Genomic DNA, 23,607 nt, shown 5'->3' on the forward strand with positions numbered 1-23,607 from the left:
CCCTAGGGTGATCGCATGGCATCGCTGCGCACCCGGATGGTCGCCCGCGACCTGGCCGAACCCCACCGCGTCTCCAGCCCGCTGGAGCTGCTGTTCGACCTGACGTTCGTCGCCGCCGTGTCGCAGATCGCCGGACGGCTCGCCACCGCCACCGAGGAGGGGCACGCCGCGGACGCCGCCGGGCCGTTCCTCGCCGTGTTCTTCGCGATCTGGTGGGCGTGGATGAACTTCACCTGGTTCGCCTCCGCCTACGACACCGACGACGTCCCGTACCGCGTCATGACGTTCGTGCAGATGGCCGGCGTCCTCGTCCTCGCCGCGGGCGTCCCGTCGGCGTTCGGCGGCGACTTCACCGCCGTCACCATCGGCTACCTCGTCATGCGCGTCGGGCTCGTGAGCCTGTGGACGCGCGCCGCCATCGCCCACCCGGATGGGCGCGCCACCGCCACCCGCTACGCGGTCGGCGTCTCCCTCGTCCAGGTGCTGTGGCTGTCCCGGCTCGCGCTGCCCGGCAACGGACCGGTGTGGGCGTTCGTCGTCTGCGCGCTCGCGGACCTGTCCGTCCCGCTGTTCGCCGAACGGCCCGGCATGACCACCTGGCACCCGCACCACATCGCCGAACGGTACGGGCTGTTCACGATCATCCTGCTGGGCGAGAGCGTCCTCGCCGCGACCAACGCCGTCCAGGGCGCCGTCGCCCACGGCCTCAGCGCCGACCTCGTCGTCATCGCCCTCGCCGGCCTGGCCGTCCTGTTCGCGATCTGGTGGATCTACTTCTCCGAACCCGCCGGCGAGGGCCTCGCCGAACGCCGCGACCGCTCGTTCGTCTGGGGATACGGCCACTACGTCATGTTCGCGGCCCTCGCCGCCCTCGGCGCCGGGCTCGAGGTCGCCGTCGCGTCCGCCGGCGAGGGCGAGCACGGCATCGAGGCGGACGCGACGGCCGTCGTCGCCGCCACCGCCGTGCCCGTCGCGATCATCCTCGCCATGCTGTGGGCGCTGCACGCCCCGCTCGGCCGCGTCACCGTCCCGCCGCCGTTCATCGCCGTCGCGGTCGTCCTCACCCTGCTGACCGTGCTCGGGGCGTCCACCATCGGCGTCGCCGCCTCGCTCACGGCGATCGCGGTCGTGCTGGTGCTGCTCCTCGCCGCCACCCTCGTCCGCAAGGCCCGCGTTCCCGCCACGCCGTGACCTTGTGCTCCTTCTTGATCACTCATGGTTATGATCTTGACGGGACGGGCCCGTCGGGCCCGTCGGGGGCGCCGACCAGGTAAGGGGACCCACATGCTTCGTCGGATCCGGCTCGCGGCCACCGCGCTGACGCTCGCGGCGGGGACCCTCGTGCCTTCGGGAACCGCCGCGCTCGCCTCCACCAGCGCGCGCACCTCCACTGCCGCGCACGCCTCCACGGCCGCGCACGCCTCCACGGCCGCGCACGCCTCCACGGCCGCGCTTGGTTCCACCGCCGCGCTCGGTTCCACCGCCGGTGACCCGCCCGACTGCCCGCAGGACGCGGCCTGCCTCTACGAGAACCCCGGTTTCACCGGCGCCGTGACCGTCCTCCGCTTCGACCGGTTCCCCTCGCAGTGCTCGTCGCTGCCGCAGACCGTCCGGTCCGGCGTCAACAACACCCCCTACTTCCTCAGCCTCTACGACGCCCCCGCCTGCTCGGGCAGCAGCCGGGTCGCGACCCTGCCCGCGCACTCGGCCAAGCCCGACTTCGAGGCCCCGCTGCGCGCGTACTTGTGACGTCCGGTCCACCGCCCGCCGAGTAAGATCACCGGGTTCGCGCCGCCGGCGCGCGACCCGACGACGGGGGCTCCCATGGTTGCCGCTATCACCACGGACGAAGTAAAGGTCGACGTCGGGGACTCGGCGCCGATGAACGTGTACCTGGCCCGCCCGGCCGGCCCGGGCGCCCATCCGGCGGTCCTCGTCTGCTCCGAGCTGTGGGGGCTGACGGACCAGGTCCGCGACATCGCCCGGCGGGTCGCCGAACTCGGCTACGTCGCCATCGCGCCGAACATCTACTACCGCTCCGGCCCCGAGACCGCCGACGGCTTCGCCGAGAGCGACGCCAACCGCACCCGCGCCTTCGAGCTCGTCGGCGGCCTCACCCGCGACGACGTCGAAGCCGACCTGCGCGCCTGCATCGACCTCGGCCGCGACCACGCCGGCGCGACCGGCAAGACCGGCGTCCTCGGCTTCAGCCTCGGCGGCCACCTCGCCTTCTTCGCCGCCACCCGGCTCGACCTCGCCGCCGCCGCGATCTACTACCCCGGCTGGGTGCCCGTCGCCGGCACCGCCCTCAGCCGCCCCGACCCGCTGCTCGACCACGCCCCCGCCATCGCGTCCCGCGACGTCCGCACGCTGATGTTCTTCGCCGAACGCGACCACGTCATCGACGCGGCCCAGCGTGACCGGATCGGCGCGGCGCTCGACTCGGCCGGCGTCCGCCACGAGGAGGTCGTCTACCCGGGCGCGCAGCACGCCTTCTTCTTCCCGGGCCGGGAGGCGCACGACCCGTCCGCGGCCGAAGACTCCTGGACCCGCGTCACCGATCTCTTCGCCGCCGAACTCACCTGACGGGAGCGTCGTCCGGGAGGTCGGTGAGGGCGCGGGGGACCGGCGGGCGGAACCCTCTTGCGCAATGGTCAAGGATCGTTGACCATTAGGGCCGTGTCCACCGATGATGTTCCCGAGACGTTTCACGTCACCACCGACGAGCAGCTGCGCGCCGTCTCCAACCTCACGCGTCACCGGATCATGGCCGTGCTCCGCTTCGAGCCGGCGACGATCACGCAGATCGCCCAGCGAGTGGGCCTGGCGAAGGGGAGCTCCAGCTACCACGTGCGGCTGCTGGAGCGGGCCGGCCTGGTCAAGGTGGTGCGGACGCGGAAGGTGAGAGGGGTCACCGAGCGGTACTACGCGATGGCCGCGCGGTCGATCGAGCTGCCGGACCCGGGGCCGGGGCAGCCGGACGTGCTGCTGCGCAATGCGGTGGCGGACCTGGAGGAGTCGCCCGCCGATGGCGAGCGGCACGTCCGGATGGCGCATCTGCGGCTCACCGATGAGCAGATCGCGGAGCTCGGGGCGCGGCTGGACGCGTTGGCGGACGAGTACCGGGCGCTGTCCGACCCGTCGATGCCCGACGCGTCGCTGGTGTTCGCACTGTTCCGGCCGGCTCAGCGCCGGCAGGTCGAGGGGGACGCCGAATGACCGATGCCGTGGTGAAGTCGCCGACCGGGTTCGGGCGGCTGTGGACCGCGCAGACGGTGTCCTCCCTCGGCGACGGGGTGACGCATGCCGCGCTGCCGCTGATCGCGTTGACCACGACGCGGGATCCGATGGCGCTGGCCGTTGTCACCGCCTCCGGGACGTTGCCCTGGGTGCTTTTCGGAGTGCTTGGCGGTGCGCTGGTGGACCGCTGGGACCGCCGCCGCACGATGTGGGTCACCGACACGGCGCGTGCGGTGCTGCTCGGGGGCCTTGCGGCTGCGGCCGCGCTCGACGTGCTGAGCGTCCCGCTGCTGTCGGCCGTCGCCTTCCTGCTCGCCCTCGGCGGGCTCTTCTTCGATACCGCCGCCACGGCCTACCTGCCGGATCTGCTCGGCCGCGACCCCGCACTCCTTGAACGTGCCAACTCCCGCCTGCGCGGCGCCCAGACCGCCGCGTCAGGCTTTGCCGGACCGCCCGCGGGCAGCGCGCTGCTGGCGCTCGGGCGGGCGGTTCCGCTGCTCGCCGACGCGGTGTCATTCGCGCTCTCCGCACTGCTCGTGCGGTCGCTGCCTGCCATGCCGCGGCCTACCGCAGGCGCTCGCGAGTCACTGCTCCGCCAAGCACGGGCCGGGGCGTCTTACGTCTTCGGTGACCGGCTGCTGCTCGGGCTCGCGCTCCGGCCCGCGGTCGGGAACGTCGCGTTCCTTGCCGTGGAAACCGTTCTGGCTCTCTTCGCCCGCGAGCGCCTCGGGATCGGAACCTTCGGGTTCGGGCTGCTCCTCACGGCGGAGGCCGCCGGTGGGCTGCTCGGCGCGGGCATCGCCTCTGTGCTCGGCCGGCTGCTCGGTACCGGAACCGCGCTGACCTGCACGGCCACGGTCGAGGGCCTGGCCATCCTGGGGCTCGCCGCCGCTCCGAACCCGTATGTGGCCGGGCTCGCGCTCGCCGTTTGCGGGGCGGGGATGGGCGCCACGATGGTGCTCGGTCCTTCACTGCGGCAGGCGATCGTCCCGGCGCACCTGATGGGCCGGGTCGCTTCCACTTCCCGGATGCTCGCCATGTGCGCCGCCCCGCTCGGCGCCTTCCTCGGCGGGTGGCTTGCCACCACCTACGACCTGCGCACCCCGCTCTACGCCGCCGCAGGTCTCCTCCTGGCGATGACCGCAGTCACGGCCACCATGACCACCAACCGCCGAGTGGAGACGGCGCTACGTCGTGCCGCCTCGAACAGCGAGCCAGGCCAGCCGGAACCCGAGAACCCCCTTTTGGAGAGTGCACCCGAACCGCAGCAAGCCAGCGAAGTGTCGGCGGGCTGAACCGCCCACGGGAATTGGGGGTTGGTGCATTGGTGCATTGGTGCATGGGCGCGTGGGCGCAGAGGCAGTGGGGGCGGCGCTGGCGTACGGGGCCGCCCCTCCAAAGTCAAGGGCGCCTTCGGCGTCGCTACGCGATGGACTTCGTCCACCCTTGACTTTGGAGCCTCTGCGGCCCCTGAGGCAGCGTTAGGGGCAGGCTCCGCCTGCCCCGCCTGGTCGCGCCGCCCCCACCGTCCGCCCACGTCAAGGATATGGGGGAGATGAGTCGCCGGCTGGGAAGTCTTGGATGGTTCCGCCCGTGCTAGGCCATGCGACTTGTTGAGGTCGGTGGGGACGGTCGGCATGTTGGTCGATGTGGTCGTCGGCTCGTCTGCTGCGGTGGAGACGACTCGTTCTTAGGCGATAGTCCCTGGCGGGTCTCGTCTGCGTCTAACTCTGGTTGATACATGTGGGCGGCATCGTCGGCTCCTTCCGGCGGGGCGCGGCGTCCGGGCATGAGTAAACGCCCGCGTGGTGGCGCGGGCGTGTGTGTATACGGGGTGGGTGGTCAGGCGGCCCAGGTTAGGTGGTCGGGTGGGTCGGTGTTGTTTAGTGGGCCGCTGTTCGGTGGCGGGAGTAGTCGGTAGACGTAGCGCCCAGTCTCGTCTTTGGTGATTTGAATTTGGCTTGGGTTGGTGTGTTTGAAGCGGTTGTGCCAGCCGCACGTGAGGGTGAGTTCGTCGATGTCGGTGGGGCTCTTGCCGAGCGCCCATCCGTGGACGTGATCCACTTCGCACAGGGTGCCGGGTATCTCGCATTCGCGCACTGCGCAGGTCGAGTAGAGCGTTTCGAGGACCTGGCGTTGGGCTGCAGTGGCGAATCGCTGCTTGTGGCCTAGGTAGAGCGGGGTGTTGCCGCGTCCGAGGAGGAGGGGTGAGACTCCGGCAGTCAGCGCGATGCGGCGGGCTTGGGTGGCCGGGATGGGGGTGCCGTCGGTGAGGCGGGCGGGGGCGTTGCCTCCGGTGAGGGTGTCCAGGTCGCAGATGACGGTGACCTTGGTGGCCTTGTGTCCGCCGGACAGGACGCTGGAGAGTGCGGCGGCGGTGCGTTCGGGGACGTCGCGGTGATCGTCGGGTCCGGCCGGCTTGGCGAGCGGGGCGAGGGTGCCGTCCCAGATCGCAGCGTCTTCGGGGTTCAGCCAGCCCTTGATGTAGCGGCCGCCGTCGAGGGAGCGGGTGGTGGTGATCCACGACTTGTCGTAGCCGTGCTTGGTGTCCTGGTCGGGTGCGTCTTCGGTGCCATTGCGTTCGGCGATGACGTCGCGGATGCGGCGGCCGAACGCGGCGACCTTTCCGGGCGAGAAGCCCTGGTCGACGAAGCCCAGGAGGCTCTTCTCGGCCTCCGCGCAATCGTGCTCGTCCAGGCGGGCCACGGCTTCGGAGATGGTGGCGGCGTATCCGTAGGACAGGTCGCCCGAGGCGAGCTGGGCCGCGACCTCGGGGAGGCGGTTTCGCTGGCGCGCGAGGGTGAGGCGTTCTTTGGCGCGGTTCTCTCGCATGCCCAGTTTTGAGCGCAGCCATGCGCGGGCGGAGGGGTATCCCCAGCGCTGCTGTTCTCCTATGGCGTCGACGCGGCCGATGAATCCGGCCAGTGCGCTTTCCTGCATGTCGGATGCCGACGCGAGGGTTTCGGTGAGTTCCAGGCATGCGGCCGCGGATTCCGGGGCCTCGCGGGCGGCGAGTTCGGTGGCGATCATTGCGGCGGCGTTCACCAATTCCATGGTGGACGCCTTGCCGAGATCGACCGTGACCGAATGCATACGTAGAGTATATCGAATGGGGGGGCTGGGTTTGGTCGGAGGGAGTGGGTTCTTTTTTGTTGCTTTGGAGATAGGTATGGCTGGGTATACCTGCCATTCGTGCGGTGTTGTCTCATTGGCCTATGCTCGGAGCAGAGAGTGCGGGCTACTCGTGGTGAGCGGGACGTTCCGGTGGAGGTCTGGCGGACGTCGAGTTTCCAGTGCTGGTATGCCGCGCAGCGGGCGGCGGGCAATGTCCTGCTGGGTGCTCGCCTTGTTTGGGCGTCTCGACTCGCTGAGGAACAGAGCGCTGTCTTCTTCTGGGCGCTGCATGTCCGGATGTATGTCGCCGCGGAGGACAGGGCTAAGGACAACGAGATCGTCATCTCTCGTCCGGACGTTTCTGTGGTGGCCCTCTATCGACCTGGTGTGTCGCTGGACGAGACGGCGGTCGTGCTCGTTCGGGAGTTCCGGAGTTCGGCTTCGACGCCTGATGGGTTCGTGCATGAGCTGCCCGGTGGGTCGTCACCGGATCAGGCTGTCGGCGCGATGCACCTGCAGGCGGTTGATGAGGTGGCGGAGGAGGTCGGGTTGCGGATCGATGCGGCGCGGTTCCGGGTGCATGGGAGTCGTCAGGTCGCCGCGACGGTGTCCGCGCATCGTGCTCATCTTTTCTCTGCCGAGATCAGCGATGGGGAGCTGACCTGGCTGCGGAAGCAGGGGGACCGTCCGCGCGGGGCCGGGCGCGACTCTGAGAGGACGTGGGTGGAGGTCGCGACGTACGGGGAGATCCGGGCGGCGCGGCTCGTCGACTGGGCGACGTTGGGGATGCTGGCCGAGGTGCTGGGCCGGTGAAACCGCGGTGAAAGCGGGTTGAAGGCGGGGGCGCGCAGAGTCTGGGGCATGACGACGGAACCGGTGCAGACGGCCATCGAGGTGGCCGGGCTGCGCAAGACGTTCGGAGACAAGGTCGTGCTCGACGGCCTGGACTTCGAGGTGCCCCGGGGGACGGTGTTCTCGCTGCTGGGGCCGAACGGGTCGGGCAAGACCACGACGGTGCAGATCCTGTCCACGCTGATCGGCGCGGACGGCGGGCGGGCGCGGGTCGCGGGGCGCGACGTGGCGCGCGACCCCGAGGGGGTGCGGCGCGCGATCGGGGTGACGGGGCAGTACTCGGCGGTGGACGGGCTGCTGACGGGGCGCGAGAACCTGATCCTGATGGCCGACCTGTACCGGCTCGGCCGGCGGGAGGGGCGGCGGCGCGCCGATGCGCTGCTGGAGCGGTTCGACCTGGTGGAGGCGGGCGGGAAGCTCGCCTCGACGTACTCCGGCGGGATGCGCCGCAAGCTCGACATCGCGATGACGCTGGTCGGCGAGCCGCAGATCATCTTTCTGGACGAGCCGACGACGGGGCTGGACCCGCGCAGCCGGCGGGCGATGTGGGATCTGGTGCGGGGGCTGGTGGCCGCCGGCGTGACGATCTTCCTGACGACCCAGTACCTGGACGAGGCGGACCGGCTGGCCGACCGGATCGGGGTGCTGGACGGCGGCCGGCTGGTCGCGGACGGCACGTCGGAGCAGCTCAAGCGGATGGTGCCGGGCGGGCACGTGGTGCTGCGGATGGCGGGCCCGGACGGGCTGGACGCGGCGGCGCGGGTGCTGCCGGCGTCGGCGCGCGACGACGAGGCGCTGACGCTGCAGGTGCCGAGCGACGGGGGCGTCCGGTCGCTGCGGGCGCTGCTCGGACGTCTGGAGGACGAGGCGATCGAGGTGACGGAGTTCTCCGTCCACACCCCGGACCTGGACGACGTCTTCCTCGCCCTGACCGGCGGGGCGCGGGACCACGACGAGCGGAAGGCGGCCGTGCGATGACGGCGATCTCCCAGGCGGCGGCGGACTCGGCGACGATGCTGCGCCGGAACCTGCGGCACGCGCTGCGCTATCCGGCGCTGTCGGTCAGTTCGATCATCACGCCGATCCTGTTCCTGCTGCTGTTCGTCGGCGTGTTCGGCAAGGCGCTCGGCAAGGGCGTCGGCGGCGGCGACTACGTCGACTACGTGACGCCGGGGATCATCCTGATGGCGGTGGCGTCGGGGTGCATGTCGCCGTCCGTGGCGGTCGCGGTGGACATGACGGAGGGCGTCATCGCGCGGTTCCGGACGATGCCGATCGCGCGGTCGTCGCTGCTCACCGGGCATGTGGTCGGGAGCATGATGCAGACGCTGGTCAGCCTGGTGCTGGCGGTGCTGGCGGCGGTCGCGATGGGCTACCGGCCGGACGCGGGGCTCGGCGGCTGGCTCGGTGCGGCGGGGCTGATGGTGCTGCTGACGTTCGCGCTGACCTGGTTCGCGGTGGCGCTGGGGCTGCTGGCGAAGGGGCCGGAGGGGGCGAGCAACTCGCCGCTGCTGATCCAGTTCCTGCCGTTCCTCGGCAGCGCGATCGTCCCGCCGGACTCGATGCCGGCGGGGGTGCGGTGGTTCGCGGAGTACCAGCCGTTCACGCCGATGATCGAGGCGCTGCGGAAGATGCTGATGGGCCAGCCCGCGGGGCATGACGCGGCGGTGTCCGTGGCGTGGTGCGTGGGGGTCGCCGTGGTCGGCTACGTGTGGTCGAAGTGGCTGTTCAACCGCGGTCCGTCGCGCTGACCCTGGCGCTCAGGGCGGCGCGGGCGGCGGCCCGCAGGCCGTCCCGGTCGAGGCCGGCGTACTCCGACACCGCGTCGGCGTACGCCGGCCCGTCGGCGTCCTGGGCGGCGCGGCGGGCGGCGTCCGGTGCCATGGTCGGCTGGAACGCCCGGATGTGGTGGAGCCGCTCGGCGAGGGCGATCATGCGGGCGGTGCGGGTCCGGTCGGCGGGGCTCATGCGGGAGCCGTCGCGTGCGAGGTCGGCCGTGGCGAGGGCCAGCAGGATGCCGCCCGCGAAGGGCAGGTCCATGAAGAACGCGGGCACCGGTAGCGGTGGTTCGGCGACGAGCATGGACAGGGTGGTGGGGAATCCGGCGACGAGGTCCTCGACGGCGTCGAGCCGGCCGTGCCGGGCGTGCGCGACGACCGCGGCGATGCGCGGTTCCAGCCGCCACGGGTCGAGCCCGGGGTCGACGCCGGGGTCCGCGTCGCGTTCCAGCAGGCCGAGGGCGTCCCGCCAGAGCCGCAGTCCCGTTGCGGTGTCGCCGCGGCCGAGCGCGAGCTCCGCGCGGGCGCCGAGGTCGAACGCGGCGGTGCCGTAGGACTCCTCGCGGCCGGTCGCCTGGGACCGGTCGAGCCAGCGCTCCGCCTCGTCGTAGTCGCCGGTGTGGAGGTGGGCGGCCGCGATCGCCCAGTGCAGCCCGAACATGTCCCGCCAGTGGTAGCGCTCCATCAGCCGCCGTGCGGCCAGCAGGTGGTCGAGGGCGGCCTGGCTCTCGTCGAGCTGCATGAGCAGTTCGCTGAGCCGGGCATGGGCGGTCAGCCGCAGCCACGGCGTGACCGGGGCGTCGGCCGCCTGCAGCAGCACGCTGGTGGCGGCGAGCGCGCCCTCCAGGTCGCCGGCCCGTTCGAGGATGTATCCGGCGACGACGTCGGCGGTGGCGGCGAGGAGCGGTTCGGGGCTCGCGCGCAACCGGTCCAGGACGGACGGGTCCCGGCCGAGGATCTCGGGCGCGGCCGCGACGACGACCGCCATGGCGCCCGCCAGCGTGGACGGCTCGGCCGGCGGGAGGCGGCGCAGCGCGACCAGCGCGCGCGTCACCTGCGGGCCGGACAGCACCAGCGAGATCATGGCGGACAGCCCGAGGGCCGTCCGGGCGGCGGCGACGTCGGCGGGCCCCGGGCGGAACATGGTCAGCACGCCCGCGGTCTCCGCGGCGAGCACCGCCATCCGGCTGAAGGACGACTCGATCGTCCACAGGGCTGCGACGACGGCGGTCACGGCCGCGACGGACGGCCCGTCGCGGCGGGCGAGCCCGTGCCGCAGCGCCTGCAGGAGGTTGTCCTGCTCGGCGCGGACGAGGTCGATGACGTCGAGCGCGTCGGTCTCGAACAGCCGCGCGTGGTGGGCCCGGCCGAACTCGAGCGCCCAGGCGAGCAGGCCGTCGACGGCCCGCGCCGTCTCGCCGGCCTCCTCGCGGCGGGCGGCGCCGAACTCGCGGACGCTCTCCAGCATCCGGAACCGGGTCCCGGCGGCGGTGTCGGTCACGACGAGCAGGGACTGGTCGGCGAGGTCCTCGAGGATCTCCAGGACGCCGTCGCCGACGAGGTGGCGGGCGGCGCCGGCGGTGAACCCGCCGGGGAGGACCGACAGCGCCCGCATCGCGGCCCGCGCGCCGGGGGTGAGCAGGGCCCAGCTCCAGTCGACGACGGCGTGCAGGGTGCGGTGCCGGGCGGGCGCGTCGCGGGCGCCGCCGCGCAGCAGCGCGAACCGGTCGTCGAGCCGGCGGGCGATCTCGGCCACGGACATGATCCGTACGCGGGCGGCGGCCAGCTCCACCGCGAGGGGCAGGCCGTCGAGGTGGCGGCACAGCTCGCGCACCTGCGCGGCGGGCAGTTCGGCGTTGGGGCGGGCGGCGCGGGCGCGCTGCGCGAACAGCTCGGCGGCGGTCGCCTCGTCCAGCTCGGGCAGCTGGTACACCGACTCCGACGACAGCCCGAGCGGCGCCCGGCCGGTGGTGAGGACGCGCAGGTCGCGGGTGGTCGCGACGAGGGCGCCGACCAGGTCGGCGGCGGCGCGCACGACGTGCTCGCAGTTGTCCAGGACGAGCAGCGCCGGGCCGGGGCCGAGGGCGTCGGCGATCTCGGCGACCGCGCTGGAGCCGGGCATGCGGGCGGGCGTGCGCGGGGTGTCGCCGGCCGCGAGGACGGACGCGACCTCGCCCGCCACGTCGCCGTCCGGTGCGACGCCGGCGAGCGGGACGACGTGCACGGTCCGCTGCTCGGCGGCGCGCGCGACGGCGTGCGCGAGGCGGGTCTTGCCGAGGCCGCCGGTGCCGACGATCGAGGTGACGCGGGAGGTGCGCAGCAGGCCGAGGACGTTCGCGACGTCGGCGGCGCGGCCGAGCAGCGGGTTCGGATCGTGCAGGACGCCGCGCCGGACGGCGGGCGCCGAGTCGGCGGTGTCGCGCAGCAGCTCGCGGTGGACGGCGCGCAGCGCCGGGCCGGGGTCGCTGCCGAGCTCGTCGCGCAGGGACCTGCGGTAGGACTCGAACCGGGCGAGCGCGGCGGGCGGCCCGGCGGTCGCGGCCTCGCTGCGCAGCAGTTCGCCGAGGATCTCCTCGTCGTGGGGATGCTCGCCGGCCAGGGCGGTGAGCGGGCCGGCGGCCTCCGCGTGCCGGCCGAGCCGCGACAGCGCCAGCGCACGGCCGCGGACGAGGTCCCGGTACGTCCGGGCGCGGTCGGCGCGCAGCAGCGACAGCGGGTCGTCGCCGGACGCGTCGGGCGGGCCGTCCCAGAGCGCGAGCCCGTCCTCGGCGTGGGCGAGCGCGGCGGCGTGGTCGCCTTCGCGGGCGCGGCGGGCGCTCTCGGACGCGGAGGCCAGCACGGCGGACGCGTCCACCGCGGACTCGGCGAGCCCGAGCCGGTAGCCGGACGGGGTGGAGACGATGACGTCCGGGCCGAGCTGCGACCGGGCGCGCGACACCACGACCTGCAGCGCCTTCGCCGGGTTCGCCGGCCGGCCGTCCGGCCAGAGGCCCTCGACGAGCCGGTTCACGCCGAGGCCGGTGCGCGGTTCGGCCGCGAGCAGCGCGAGGAGGGCGCGCAGCCGGGGGCCGGTGACGTCGCGTCCGCGGCAGGCGACGCGGGCCAGCAGCACCAGCTCGACCTTCGCGCGCGCGGATCCCGCGCCTGTAGAGCCGGCACCTGTTGCGCCGATGCGGACGGATTCCACAGGGACAGATTAGAGCGTGTCGCCACAACTCGCGATAGGTCGCGAGTTTGGATGCCATGCCCGACCGCGCGGTCAGCGCAGGAGGCGGTTCACCATCTGCTCGATGAGGTCGTCGGGCGAGTACGGCTCCAGGATGGCCGGGACGGTCAGGTCGTCCACGACCAGGCCGAGCATGGCGAAGTAGAGCAGGGCGACGCCGGTGCGGTCGCCGGGCAGTCCGGCGTTCACGTGGTAGTCGACGATCTCCCGGTTCTCCTCGGTGAGGAAGCCGCTGAGCTCGGCGTTCAGGCCCGCGCGGCGGGTCGCCTCCAGGCGCAGTTCCAGCATGGCGAGGTTGCCGGCGCGGTCGCCGCGCATGCGGGCCAGCAGCTGGCGCATCAGCTCGGCGGCCAGTTCGTGCGACGGCGCCTGCTTCATGGTCGCGGCGAGCGCCTCGGGGTCGGGGGTGAGGCGTTCGCGGGTGCGGCGCATCACCTGGGCGAGCAACTCGTCCCGGTTGGCGAAGTAGTTGGAGGCGGTGCCGGTGGGCACGCCCGCCTGCTTGTCGATCGCGCGCAGCGTCAGGCCGCGCGAGCCCTCGGCGGCCAGGACGTCGATGGCGGCGTCGAGGAGCGCGGTGCGCCGGGCCGGGTTCTGTCGCATGGGTTCTCCACGGGAGACGATTGACACCACTGCAAGTGAAGTACTAACGTTCGGAGCGTTCAAACCACTGCAACCACAGTACAACGAATGCAGTTGTCAGAAGGGCACTTCATGCGCAAGCTCGTGTACTACGTCGCCACCACCCTCGACGGCTTCATCGCGGGCCCGGACGGCGCCGACCCCAGCGGCCCCGGCGGCTTCTGGCCCATCCCCGCCGACTACATCGAGCACCTCGCCTCCCACTACCCCGAGACCCTGCCCGTACAGGCCCGCGAGGCACTGTCGATCACCGCCCAGGGCACCCGCTTCGACACCGTCGTGGAGGGCCGCCGCAGCTACGAGATCGGGCTGAAGGCCGGTATCGCCGACGCCTTCCCCCACCTGCGGCACCTGGTCTTCTCGCGGACCCTCGCGGAAAGCCCCGGCAGCGCCGTCGAGATCGTCTCCACCGATCCCGTCGCGAAGGTGCGGGAGCTCAAGCGCGCGGACGGCAAAGACATCTGGCTGGTCGGCGGTGCCGAGCTCGCCGGCGCCCTGTACGGCGAGATCGACCGGCTCATCCTCAAGGTCGGCCCGCTGACCATCGGCACCGGGATCCCGCTGTTCTCCACCAAGGCCGCGTTCGACCCGCGGGTCTGGGAGATGGCCGACCACACCGTCCTCGGCGGCGGCGCCATCTTCCTCACCTACGACCGCACCGCCGAGTGAGCGGGACGTGGGACCGCGCAGGGCGCCGGGGCGAACGGAGCCCCGGCCGGTCTCAGTTCGTCCGGTAGTGGCGGCGCAGGGCGATCCCGGCGGCGACGCCGCCCGCCAGCGCGCCCGCGCCTGCGGCGGCCGGCAGCGCGACCATGGTCACCTTCCGGCCGGTCCGGAAGTCGTGGATCGGCCAGCCGTGCTCCTTGGCGTGCTCGCGCAGGGCCGCGTCCGGGTTCACCGCGTGCGGATGCCCGACGGCCGTCAGCATCGGCAGGTCGTTGATCGAGTCGCTGTAGGCCGAGCAGCGGCCCAGGTCGAGCCCCTCCCGCGCGGCCAGCGCCCGGACGGCCTCCGCCTTCGCCGGCCCGTGCAGCAGGTTCCCGACGAGCCGCCCCGTGTAGACGCCGTCGCGGGTCTCGGCGACGGTGCCGAGCGCGCCGGTCAGCCCCAGCCGGTGCGCGATCGTCCGCGCGACCTCGACGGGCGTGGCGGTGACCAGCCACACCTGCTGGCCCGCGTCCAGGTGCTGGAGCGCGAGGGTGCGGGTGCCGTGCCAGATGCGGTCGGCCATCACCTCGTCGTAGATCTCCTCCGAGAGCCGGACGATCCCGGCGACGCGCTGCCCGGCGACGAACGTCAGCGCGGCCTCCTTGGCGCTGCCGATGTGCTCGGAGTTCTCGGTGCCGCGCAGCCGGAACGCGGCCTGGCCCCAGGCGAACATGGCCAGGTCGCGCATGGTGAACAGCTTGCGGGCGGCGAGGCCGCGCGCGAAGTAGTAGATGGACGCGCCGCGCATCATCGTGTTGTCGACGTCGAAGAACGCCGCCGCGGCGGGGTCCGGCTCGGGGAGCGGGCTCGGCTCGGCCGCCGCAGCCGCGGCGGCCTCCCCGGCGCTCACGTGGTCCGCGTCCTTGCCCCGCTGCCAGAATCGCCGCATACGCCCGAGCCTAATCAACCCGCGCGTTCCGGCCGTCGTCCCGCGCCTCATTGCGATCGGTGTCACTGGCGCGCGCACCCGCCCGTTCACCGTCGCGCCCGGCGGCGGTCACCAGGCGCTCGCGCAGCAGCGCGCGGAAGCGCGGGTCGGGGCCCGGCTCGGCGACCCCCGCCCGCTCGGGGCGCAGCCCGTCCAGCCGTCGGCCCGCCGTGGTCCTGCTCTGCCTGCTCCTCACGCCCGCAAGAACGACCGGACGGCGCGGCGGGTTACGGCCCGGCCTTAACTGACAGAACGTCCAATAGCGTTGGACGGGCGTTCGGGGGCTAATGGCGCAGGTCGTCCGGGAGCATCCGGGCGAGCGACCGGACGGCGCGGTACTGCAGCGCCTTGATCGCGCCCGACTTCTTGTCCATGATCAGCGCCGTCTCGGCGACCGACAGCCCGTGCATGAACCGCAGCACCACGCACTCCTGCTGCTCCGAGCCGAGCCGGCGGACGGCGGCGAGCAGCGTCCGGTGCGTCATCGCGTCCAGGACGGCCCGCTCCGGCCCCTCCTGCGGACGCTCCGGCTCGACCGGCTCGGCCGTGCACACCTCCAGCCGGTACCGGCCGGACTTGAAGTGGTCCGCGACGAGGTTGCGGGCGATGGTCACCAGCCACGCGCCGAAGTCCTTGCCCTGCCACCGGAAGTCGCGGATGCGCCGGAGCGCGCGCAGGAACGTCTCGCTGGTGAGGTCCTCGGTGAGGGAATGGACGCCGACGCGGTAGTAGACGTACCGGTAGACCAGTTCGACATAGTGGTCGTAGAGGGAGCCGAACGCGTCCGCGTCGCCCTCGCGGGCCCGCATCACCAGCGCCTTGAGGAACTCGGCGCGGTCGGAGCCGGGCGCGGACTCGCGGGAACGCCGAGGAAGCGGGACGAGCCGGGCTTCGAGGGCCAAGCTGCTCATGCAGATCTCCTCGGGGCGTACGCGACCTCCGACGCGATCTGCCACTCTAGATACCGATCCGTGCGGCGGGCAATGGGTCCGGCCCCCTGCCCGGCCGCGGATCCGTGCGCGGGACGGGCACCGCGCGGGCACCCGGAGAGGGCGGCGGTTACCCCTCATCGCCCGGCATCGGGCACCATGGGGTCGCCATGGTCGATGCCCTCATCGCGCTCGTTGCGACCTTCGGAGCCCTCGCGGCCACCGGGTTGCTCGTCCAGCGCGCCTACAAGGACCGGCTGCTCTACCTGATCGCCTGGTCGTTCACCCAGGTCGGACTGACGCTCGCGCTGCTGTGCATGGCCATCGGCTTCATGGCCGGCTTCAACGGCCTGTTCTTCCGCGTCATGGAACTCGGCGCAGCGCTGATCGGACCGGTGTGGCTGGCGCTCGGCATGATCGAGCTGATCGCCCGGTACGTCCAGGTCCGGTTCGGCGCCTGGCTGTTCACGATCTCCTACACGGTCGTCGCGATCGTCATCCTGCTGGTCGACCCGCTCAAGGGCTCGCTGCACAAGAGCCTGCCCAAGCCGAGCGCCACCTACGACGCGCTGCCGCTGCTGCTGATCGACGGCGCGCACCTCGTCGCGGTGATCGCGCTGGTCGGCTGCACGGGCGTCACCGCGTGGCTGGCGAGCAAGCGCGACCGCGAGGCCGGCGAGCTGCTCATCCCGGTCGCGCTCGTCGCGCTCGCCGGGGTGCTCGTGGTCAGCGGCACCCGCGGGTTCCTGCCCGCGCCGCTCGCGATCATCGCGCTCGGCGCCGCCGCCGGCCTCGTCTGGTACGGCGCGATGCGCACCATCCCGGTGTACGAGGACGACGAGGGCTACGACGAGTACGGCGAGGAGTACGCCGACGAGCCCGCCACCGGCTACGAGGAGCAGGCGTACCCCGACCGGGCGCACGCCCCCGCGCACGCCGCGCCGGCCGAGCCCGTCCCGGCGCCGACGCCGCCCGCCGACCCGCGGCGCGGCGAACTGCGCTTCCCGGAGCCGGCGCCCGCCGAGGAGCTGCGCTTCCCCGACCCGCCCGCGCTGGAGCCCGCGCCCGCGGCGTTCGACCCGTCCGCCTTCGGGGCCGACCCGGCAGGTCCGACGAGCGTGGACGGCCCGTCCGTCCCCGACCCGTCGCCGCCCGGCGGCGCCCTCGCGGGCCCGCTCGGCGCGCTCGGCCCGGCCGGCGGCGGCCTGCCCGACGGCTGCGGGCAGATCACCGTCTACACGCTGCTGGACGGCCGGGAGAGCGCCTTCGACGCGCTGGCCGCCGAGCTGGTCCGGGCCGTCCGGTCCGCCGAGCCGGACACGCTGGTCTTCGCCTGCCACGAGGTGGTGGGCGGTCCCACGCAGCGGATCTTCTACCAGCTGTTCCGGGACGAGGGCGCGTTCGCGGCGCACCGCCGGCAGCCGCACCTGCAGCGGTTCCTGGGCGAGTCGCGGACGCACGTGCTGGCCACGAACGTGATCGAGCTGCGGCTCGGCGCGGCCAAGCTGCCGCTGCCCGCGCCGGACCGGCAGGGGAGGTGACCGTGCCGTCCACCGGCGAGGTCCGCATCACGCTGCTCGGCAAGCCGGGCTGCCACCTGTGCGAGGACGCCCGCGCGGTCATCGAGCGCGTCGCGGCCGACCTGGACGTGCCGTGGGACGAGCGGGACATCACGCGGTCCGAGGCGGACACCAAGGAGTACTGGGAGCAGATCCCGGTCACTCTGATCAACGGGGTCCAGCACGACTTCTGGTGCGTCGACGAGGCCCGGCTGCGGGCCGCGATCGCGAAGGCGCGCGCCGCGAGCTGACCCCGCGTCCCGCCCCGGGGGCGCCGGATCCGGCTGGAACGCCCGCCGGGCGATGTCTCATCGGTCACACCGCGGCGCGGCGCGCCGGGCGGCCCGCGGGCGGGTGCGGTCACGAAACCCGCTGCTGGGCGGGCTTTGCGCGGCGGTGCGCGCCCCGGGCGCCGCACCCCCTGACCGGGGGGCACTTTGTGCGCGTATTCACAAAGGCTTAACCTGATGGATAGCCCTGGGGCGGTCCGGCCGCGGCCGTGCGGTCCGGCCACGAGCCGGGGTGAGGGGTTCTCGGGCCCCGCCCCCAGCGTCGAGCCCCGAAGAGCAGGCCGTGACATCTCGACAGAACCGCAACCACCGCGACCGCGCGGACCGCGGCATCCCCGAAGCCACCGTCGCGCGCCTGCCCGTCTACCTGCGGGCCCTCACCGGGCTGCAGGAGCGCGGTGTGGCGACCGTCTCGTCCGAGGAACTGGCGGCGGCGGCCGGGGTCAACTCGGCGAAGCTCCGCAAGGACCTGTCGCACCTGGGCTCCTACGGCACCCGCGGCGTCGGGTACGAGGTCGAGTACCTCGTCTACCAGATCTCACGTGAGCTCGGTCTCACCCAGGATTGGGTGGTCGCCATCATCGGGGTCGGTAACCTGGGCCGTGCATTGGCCGGTTATGGCGGATTCGCGTCCCGCGGATTCCGGGTGGCCGGCCTGCTCGACGCCGACGAGGCGATCGTCGGCCAGGAGATCTCCGGCATGACCGTGGAGCACACCGACCGGCTCGAGGACGTGATCGCCGATCACGGCGTGTCCATCGCCGTGATCGCGACCCCGGCGGCCGCCGCCCAGGGCGTCTGCGACCGCGTCGTGGCCGCGGGCGTGACGAGCGTGCTGAACTTCGCGCCCGTCGTGCTGTCGGTGCCCGACGGCGTGGACGTGCGGAAGGTCGACCTGTCCATCGAGCTGCAGATCCTCGCGTTCCACGAGCAGCGCAAGGCCGGGGGGCCGGACGACTACGCCCCCCTGGCGAGCGGCGACGCCCCTCCAGGCGCCACGCAGTACGTAGAGGCGGTTGAAGCATGAGCGAGGCCAGCGCATGAGCGTGTTGGTGGTGGGGCTGAGTCACCGGAGCGCGCCCGTGCCGGTGCTGGAGCGGACGGCGGTCACCGGGGACGACCTGGCGAAGCTGCTGCACGCGGTGCACGAGTCCGCGAACGTCGCCGAGACGGCGATCGTGTCGACGTGCAACCGCGTCGAGATCTACGCGGTGGTCGACAAGTTCCACGGCGGCGTCTCGGCGATCTCCGAGCTGCTGGCGCTGCACTCCGGCGTGCCGCTGGAGGAGCTGTCGCGGCACCTGTACGTGCACTACGAGGAGCGGGCCGTCCAGCACGTGTTCGCGGTGGCGTGCGGGCTGGAGTCGATGGTCGTCGGCGAGGGCCAGATCCTCGGCCAGCTGCGGACGGCGTTCCGGCTCGCCCAGGACGAGGGCACCCTCGGCCGCGACCTGCACGACGTGCTGCAGCAGGCGCTGCGGGTCGGCAAGCGCGCGCACGCCGAGACCGGCATCGACCAGGCGGGCGCGTCGCTGGTCAGCGTCGGCCTGGAGGTCGCCGCCGGGCACCTCGGCCCGCTGGCCGGGGTCCGGGCGCTGGTGGTCGGCGCCGGGTCGATGAGCTCGCTCGCGGCCGCGACGCTGAGCCGCGCCGGGGCCCGCGAGGTCGTGGTCGCCAACCGCACGCACGCCAACGCCGTCCGGCTGGCGGAGTCGCTGGAGGTGCCGTCGCGGGCGGTCGAGCTGGCCGACCTGGACGCGGCGATCGCCGACGCCGACCTCGTCGTGTCGTGCACCGGCGCGACCGGCCTGGTGCTGACGGCGCCGCAGGTGGCCGCGCAGGGCGTCGGCGCCGACGGCCGCGACCGCTTCTTCCTGGACCTCGCCCTCCCGCACGACGTGGACCCGGCCGTCGGCGCGCTGCCCGGGGTGCGGCTCGCCGGGCTGGACGAGCTGCGCACCGCGCAGGAGGCCGCGCGGGCGATCGGCCCGGAGGCGGTCGAGGCGGTCCGGCGGATCGTCCGCGACGAGGTCGAGGCGTTCCTCAGCGCGGCCCGCGCCGCCGCCGTCGCGCCGACCGTGGTCGCGCTGCGCACCAAGGCCGCCGCGGTCGTGGAGTCGGAGCTGGCCCGGCTCGCGGGCCGGCTGCCCGAGCTGGACGAGCGCGCCGCGCGGGAGATCCAGCAGACCGTCCGGCGGGTCGCCGACAAGCTGCTGCACGCGCCGACCGTCCGGGTGAAGGAGCTCGCGGCGGCGCCGGGCGGCGACTCCTACGCCGACGCGCTGCGCCGGCTCTTCGACCTGGACCCGAAGGCGCCGGTGGCGGTCGCCCGCGCCGACATGAGCGCCGAGACGGAACCGGCCGAGCCGGCGCCCGGGAGCGCCTCGGCCCCCTGGAGCGGTTCCGCACGTACGGTGGAAGGGACCCGTGCCGCCGGCGAGCCCGGCGGAGCGCGGGTCGCGGACGCGGCGCAGGCCGCGCGGGTCGCCCGGGTGTCGCGGGCGGAGTGCGCGGACGCCGACTGCGTGAGCGCCGCGCCCGCGGACGCAGGCGCCGCCGGTGCCGTCGACGCGGGCACCGTGAACGCGCAGGCCGCGAGCGTCCGGGCGGTCAGCGCCCGCGGCGGCGCGCCGCGCGGCGAAGGAGAACAGTCGTGAACGCGGGGGGCCGCGCGGCGGGCCGCCCGCCCTACGGTCGGAGCAGGGCAGTGAGTGGAGCAGCGCATTGAGTACCGCGGACAGGGGCCCGCTGCGGCTCGGCACCCGCAAGAGCCTGATGGCGACGACGCAGTCGCAGCTGGTCGCGGACGCATTGACCGAGGCCACCGGGCATGCCGTGCAGCTGGTCGGGGTAACGACCGAAGGTGATGTCTCCAAGGCGCTGCTCGCCCAGATCGGCGGGACGGGTGTCTTCGTCAACGCGCTGCGCGACAGGCTGCTGGCCGGTGAGGTGGACTTCGCCGTGCACTCGCTGAAGGACCTGCCGACCGGGCCCGCGGACGGGATCGCGCTCGCCGCGACCCCGGCCCGCGACGATCCGCGCGACGCCCTGTGCGGCCCGTGCAAGCTGGCCGACCTGCCGCGCGGCGCCCGCGTCGGCACCGGGTCGCCGCGCCGCGTCGCGCAGCTGCGCGCGCTGCGCCCGGACCTGGACGTCGTGGCGATCCGCGGCAACGCCGACACCCGGCTGCGCAAGGTCGCCGACGGGGAGCTGGACGCGGTGGTGCTCGCGCACGCGGGGCTGCGCCGGATCGGCCGGCTGGACGCGGTCGCCGAGGTCTTCGACCCCGACCAGATGCTGCCGGCGCCCGGGCAGGGGTCGCTCGCGCTCGAATGCCGTGCCGACCGGGACGACCTCCGCGCGCTGCTTGGAACGGTCGACGACCCGATGACCAGGGCGTGCGTCACCGCGGAGCGGACGGTCCTGGCCGTCCTGGAGGGCGGCTGCTCCGCGCCCGTGGGAACATACGCTGCCGAAGTAGAAGAAGAACTGCATCTGACCGCCGCCGTCGCCGCGATCGACGGCGGCCGGCAGATCAGGATGTCCGCAAGCGGCCACCCGGACGACGCGGAGCAGCTGGGGCGCGACCTCGCGCACCGGCTGCTCGCGCAGGGGGCCGACCAGTTGATGGGGGAGCGCGATTGAGCCCCGCTAGCCAGAGCCCCGCCCGCCCGGGGGCGGCCGACCCGGGCGCCGCCGGATCGACCACGGCCGGAAGGCCGAGCCGGACCACCGACCCCGGCACGGTCGCGATCGTCGGCATGGGCCCGGGCGACCCGGGCCTGCTGACGCTGCGCGCCGCCGCCGAGCTGGAGCGCGCCGACACCGTCGTGGTGAACCGCGCGCAGTGCCCCGCGGACGTGCTCGCGCACTGCCGCGCGGACGTGGAGATCCTCGACGTCGCCGACGGCGACCCGGTGAAGCTCGCGTCGCGCGCCGCCAAGGCGGGCCGCCGCGTCGTGCGGCTGTTCCAGGGCGACCCCGGCGTCGTGTGCGGGCTGGCCGTCGAGGGCGCCGCGCTGCACAAGGCCGGGGTGCCGTTCGAGGTCGTCCCCGGCGTGTCCGCGGTGACCGGTGTGCCCGGGTACGCGGGCATCCCGCTGACCGACCCCGAGCACCGCGAGTTCCGGTTCGTCGACGCCTCGGGCGGCGGCGTGGACTGGGAGCAGTTCGCCGGGTCGGACGCGACGCTCGTCGTGTTCGGCGCCGAGGGCGCCGTCGCGGAGGTCGCCAAGGGCCTGGTCGCGGCCGGCCGCCCCGACTCGACGCCCGCCGCGATGACCAGCCTCGGCACCACCACCGAGCAGGAGACCGTCGTCTCCACCCTGCAGAAGCTCGCCTCCGACACCAAGGGCATGGAGGCCCCCGCGATGATCATCGTGGGGGACGTGGTCTCCTGGCGCGACAAGCTGTCCTGGTTCGAGACCAAGGCGCTGTTCGGCTGGCGCGTCCTGGTGCCGCGCACCAAGGAGCAGGCCGCGTCGCTGTCGGACCAGCTCCGCGGGTACGGCGCCGTCCCCGACGAGGTCCCGACGATCTCCGTCGAGCCGCCGCGCACCCCGCAGCAGATGGACCGCGCCGTCAAGGGCCTGGTCACCGGGCGCTACGAGTGGGTGGTCTTCACCTCCACCAACGCGGTCAAGGCCGTCCGGGAGAAGTTCGTCGCCTACGGCCTGGACGCCCGCGCGTTCGCCGGCCTGAAGGTCGCCGCCGTCGGCGAGCAGACCGCCGCCGCGCTCGTCGAGTTCGGCATCCACCCCGACCTGACCCCGTCCGGGCAGCAGTCCAGCGAGGGCCTCGCCGAGGTGTGGCCGCCCTACGACGAGGACCTCGACCCGATCAACCGGGTGCTGCTGCCGCGCGCCGACATCGCCACCGACACCCTCATCGCCAAGCTCACCGAGCTCGGCTGGGAGTGCGAGGACGTCACCGCCTACCGGACGGTCCGGGCCGCGCCGCCGCCCGCCCCGATCCGCGAGGCGATCAAGGGCGGCGGGTTCGACGCGGTGCTGTTCACCTCGTCGTCCACGGTGAAGAACCTGATCGGCATCGCCGGCAAGCCGCACAACGTGACGGTGATCGCGGTGATCGGCCCGCAGACCGCCAAGACCGCCGAGGAGTACGGCCTGCGCGTCGACGTGATGGCGGACAGACCGTCGGTATCGGCGCTCGCGGAGGCGCTCGCGGAGTACGGTGCCAAGCGGCGGGCGGCCCAGGCCGAGGCCGGCGACCCGCTGCGCAAGCCCAGCCAGATGCGCCGGGGAGCCCGGCGCCGCAAGTAGAAGCCTGCTCGCCGGTGCCCGGCGCGGCCGGGCACCGGGAAAGAAGGATCATGTCTGCTCAGTTCCCCGTCGCCCGGCCGCGGCGGCTGCGCCGCACGCCCGCACTGCGCCGGATGGTCGCCGAGACCCGGCTCGCGCCCGCCGACCTGGTGCTGCCGATGTTCGTCAAGGAGGGCATCTCCGAGCCGCAGCCGGTCGCCTCGATGCCGGGCGTCGTGCAGCACACCCGCGACAGCCTGCGCAAGGCCGCGCACGAGGCCGCCGAGGCCGGCGTCGGCGGGATCATCCTGTTCGGGATCCCCGCGGTGAAGGACGGCACCGGCTCCGCCGCCGACGACCCCGCCGGGATCGTCCAGCTGGCGCTGCGCGACCTCGCGTCCGACCTCGGCGACGCCGCCGTCGTCATGACGGACCTGTGCCTGGACGAGTACACCGACCATGGGCACTGCGGCATCGTCACCCCCTCCGGCGAGATCGACAACGACGCGACGCTGGAGCGCTACGCCTCCATCGCCGTGGCGCAGGCAGCCGCCGGCGCGCAGGTGGTCGGGCCGTCCGGGATGATGGACGGCCAGGTCGGCGTGATCCGCGAGGCCCTCGACAACGCCGGCTACACCGACATCGCGATCATGGGCTACTCGGTGAAGTACGCCTCCGCCTACTTCGGCCCGTTCCGCGACGCCGCCGAGTGCGCCCCCCAGTTCGGTGACAGGTCCACCCACCAGCAGGACCCGGCCAACGCCGACGAGTCGCTCCGCGAGGTCTTCCTCGACCTCGACGAGGGCGCCGACATGGTGATGGTGAAGCCCGCGGGCGCCTACCTCGACATCGTCCGCCGCGTTCGCGACGCAGTGGACGTCCCGGTCGTCGCCTACCAGGTCAGCGGCGAGTACGCGATGATCGAGGCCGCCGCCGAGAAGGGCTGGATCGACCGCGACAGCACCATCATGGAGTCGCTGGTGTCGATCCGCCGCGCCGGCGCCGACATCGCCATCACCTACTGGGCCACCGAGGTCGCCAAGAAGCTCCGCTGACCCCCGGGGAAAAGCTCCAATGATC

General features: G+C 73.3%; 22 protein-coding genes. 16 read left to right on the plus strand and 6 right to left on the minus strand.

The genetic code is table 11. The features are described 5' to 3' along the window. Positions 1-15 precede the first annotated feature (15 nt). The 5 genes from J4709_RS22905 to J4709_RS22925 all read left to right on the plus strand — a co-directional run bounded on the left by J4709_RS22905 (position 16) and on the right by J4709_RS22925 (position 4,535). Entirely contained in the window at positions 16-1,191 is a 1,176-nt protein-coding gene (locus J4709_RS22905; RefSeq protein WP_208243831.1) for a low temperature requirement protein A, read from the plus strand. Positions 1,192-1,284: 93 nt separating this feature from the next. Further along, positions 1,285-1,749, plus strand: a complete 465-nt coding sequence (locus J4709_RS22910) for a peptidase inhibitor family I36 protein (RefSeq protein WP_208243832.1) — start codon at positions 1,285-1,287, stop codon at positions 1,747-1,749. A 75-nt stretch (positions 1,750-1,824) separates the two neighbouring features. After that, on the plus strand, positions 1,825-2,586 hold the full coding sequence (locus tag J4709_RS22915) for a dienelactone hydrolase family protein (protein WP_208243833.1): 762 nt from the start codon (positions 1,825-1,827) through the stop codon (positions 2,584-2,586). Between the two features lie 93 nt (positions 2,587-2,679). Then, entirely contained in the window at positions 2,680-3,219 is a 540-nt protein-coding gene (locus tag J4709_RS22920; protein WP_208243834.1) for an ArsR/SmtB family transcription factor, read from the plus strand. Beyond that, positions 3,216-4,535, plus strand: a complete 1,320-nt coding sequence (locus J4709_RS22925) for an MFS transporter (protein ID WP_208243835.1) — start codon at positions 3,216-3,218, stop codon at positions 4,533-4,535. Before J4709_RS22920 ends, J4709_RS22925 begins: the two co-directional genes overlap by 4 nt. Before the next feature lie 547 nt (positions 4,536-5,082). Here J4709_RS22925 and J4709_RS22930 read toward each other — a convergent pair. Further along, on the minus strand, positions 5,083-6,333 hold the full coding sequence (locus J4709_RS22930; RefSeq protein ID WP_208243836.1) for an HNH endonuclease signature motif containing protein: 1,251 nt from the start codon (positions 6,331-6,333) through the stop codon (positions 5,083-5,085). Between the two features lie 171 nt (positions 6,334-6,504). Between J4709_RS22930 and J4709_RS22935 the strand changes: the two genes are divergently transcribed. Genes J4709_RS22935 through J4709_RS22945 form a run of 3 tightly spaced genes read left to right on the plus strand, consistent with a single transcriptional unit; the run spans position 6,505 to position 8,957 of the window. Then, positions 6,505-7,167, plus strand: a complete 663-nt coding sequence (locus tag J4709_RS22935; protein WP_208243837.1) for an NUDIX hydrolase — start codon at positions 6,505-6,507, stop codon at positions 7,165-7,167. A 48-nt stretch (positions 7,168-7,215) separates the two neighbouring features. Then, on the plus strand, positions 7,216-8,184 hold the full coding sequence (locus J4709_RS22940) for an ATP-binding cassette domain-containing protein (protein ID WP_208243838.1): 969 nt from the start codon (positions 7,216-7,218) through the stop codon (positions 8,182-8,184). Further along, on the plus strand, positions 8,181-8,957 hold the full coding sequence (locus J4709_RS22945) for an ABC transporter permease (protein WP_208243839.1): 777 nt from the start codon (positions 8,181-8,183) through the stop codon (positions 8,955-8,957). Before J4709_RS22940 ends, J4709_RS22945 begins: the two co-directional genes overlap by 4 nt. Here J4709_RS22945 and J4709_RS22950 read toward each other — a convergent pair. Together J4709_RS22950 and J4709_RS22955 are read right to left on the minus strand one after the other, a co-directional pair. Next, the gene (locus J4709_RS22950; protein WP_307801449.1) at positions 8,935-12,171 is read right to left on the minus strand and encodes an ATP-binding protein; all 3,237 of its coding nucleotides are present in this window, start codon (positions 12,169-12,171) and stop codon (positions 8,935-8,937) included. The two genes, J4709_RS22945 and J4709_RS22950, sit on opposite strands and share 23 nt — an antisense overlap. Positions 12,172-12,243: 72 nt before the next feature. Then, positions 12,244-12,813 (minus strand): TetR/AcrR family transcriptional regulator, encoded by a 570-nt coding sequence (locus J4709_RS22955; RefSeq protein ID WP_208243840.1) that lies wholly within the window; start codon positions 12,811-12,813, stop codon positions 12,244-12,246. Positions 12,814-12,900: 87 nt separating this feature from the next. Between J4709_RS22955 and J4709_RS22960 the strand changes: the two genes are divergently transcribed. Next, complete coding sequence (locus J4709_RS22960; RefSeq protein WP_208243841.1) at positions 12,901-13,521, plus strand: dihydrofolate reductase family protein; 621 nt, start codon at positions 12,901-12,903, stop codon at positions 13,519-13,521. Positions 13,522-13,573: 52 nt separating this feature from the next. Here J4709_RS22960 and J4709_RS22965 read toward each other — a convergent pair whose 3' ends face one another. The 3 genes from J4709_RS22965 to J4709_RS22975 all read right to left on the minus strand — a co-directional run bounded on the left by J4709_RS22965 (position 13,574) and on the right by J4709_RS22975 (position 15,399). After that, positions 13,574-14,449: an HAD family hydrolase gene (locus J4709_RS22965; protein WP_208243842.1), complete on the minus strand. Its 876-nt coding sequence runs from the start codon at positions 14,447-14,449 to the stop codon at positions 13,574-13,576. Between the two features lie 10 nt (positions 14,450-14,459). Then, positions 14,460-14,684 (minus strand): hypothetical protein, encoded by a 225-nt coding sequence (locus J4709_RS22970; protein ID WP_208243843.1) that lies wholly within the window; start codon positions 14,682-14,684, stop codon positions 14,460-14,462. Positions 14,685-14,772: 88 nt separating this feature from the next. Continuing rightward, complete coding sequence (locus J4709_RS22975) at positions 14,773-15,399, minus strand: sigma-70 family RNA polymerase sigma factor (RefSeq protein ID WP_208243844.1); 627 nt, start codon at positions 15,397-15,399, stop codon at positions 14,773-14,775. 188 nt (positions 15,400-15,587) lie between these two features. Between J4709_RS22975 and J4709_RS22980 the strand changes: the two genes are divergently transcribed. The 7 genes from J4709_RS22980 to hemB all read left to right on the plus strand — a co-directional run bounded on the left by J4709_RS22980 (position 15,588) and on the right by hemB (position 23,582). Beyond that, entirely contained in the window at positions 15,588-16,958 is a 1,371-nt protein-coding gene (locus tag J4709_RS22980) for a putative quinol monooxygenase (protein WP_208243845.1), read from the plus strand. Between the two features lie 2 nt (positions 16,959-16,960). Next, a complete protein-coding gene (locus J4709_RS22985; RefSeq protein WP_208243846.1) occupies positions 16,961-17,227 on the plus strand; it encodes a glutaredoxin family protein in 267 nt (88 codons plus the stop codon). A gap of 322 nt (positions 17,228-17,549) precedes the next feature. Continuing rightward, positions 17,550-18,293 (plus strand): redox-sensing transcriptional repressor Rex, encoded by a 744-nt coding sequence (locus tag J4709_RS22990; RefSeq protein WP_151545943.1) that lies wholly within the window; start codon positions 17,550-17,552, stop codon positions 18,291-18,293. A gap of 13 nt (positions 18,294-18,306) precedes the next feature. Further along, positions 18,307-19,923 carry a glutamyl-tRNA reductase gene (locus J4709_RS22995; RefSeq protein WP_208243847.1) on the plus strand — a complete coding sequence of 539 codons (1,617 nt, stop codon included), beginning with the start codon at positions 18,307-18,309 and terminating at the stop codon, positions 19,921-19,923. Between the two features lie 118 nt (positions 19,924-20,041). Further along, positions 20,042-20,911, plus strand: coding sequence for a hydroxymethylbilane synthase (hemC, locus tag J4709_RS23000; protein ID WP_232383949.1), 870 nt, complete (start codon positions 20,042-20,044; stop codon positions 20,909-20,911). Further along, the gene (locus J4709_RS23005; RefSeq protein ID WP_269757376.1) at positions 20,908-22,548 is read left to right on the plus strand and encodes a bifunctional uroporphyrinogen-III C-methyltransferase/uroporphyrinogen-III synthase; all 1,641 of its coding nucleotides are present in this window, start codon (positions 20,908-20,910) and stop codon (positions 22,546-22,548) included. The genes hemC and J4709_RS23005 overlap by 4 nt, the downstream gene beginning before the upstream one ends. A gap of 50 nt (positions 22,549-22,598) precedes the next feature. Next, positions 22,599-23,582, plus strand: coding sequence for a porphobilinogen synthase (gene hemB, locus J4709_RS23010; protein ID WP_208243849.1), 984 nt, complete (start codon positions 22,599-22,601; stop codon positions 23,580-23,582). Positions 23,583-23,607: the final 25 nt, after the last annotated feature.

This window comes from Actinomadura violacea (assembly GCF_017573465.1).
In the GTDB taxonomy this organism is placed as follows: Bacteria; Actinomycetota; Actinomycetes; order Streptosporangiales; family Streptosporangiaceae; genus Spirillospora; species Spirillospora violacea.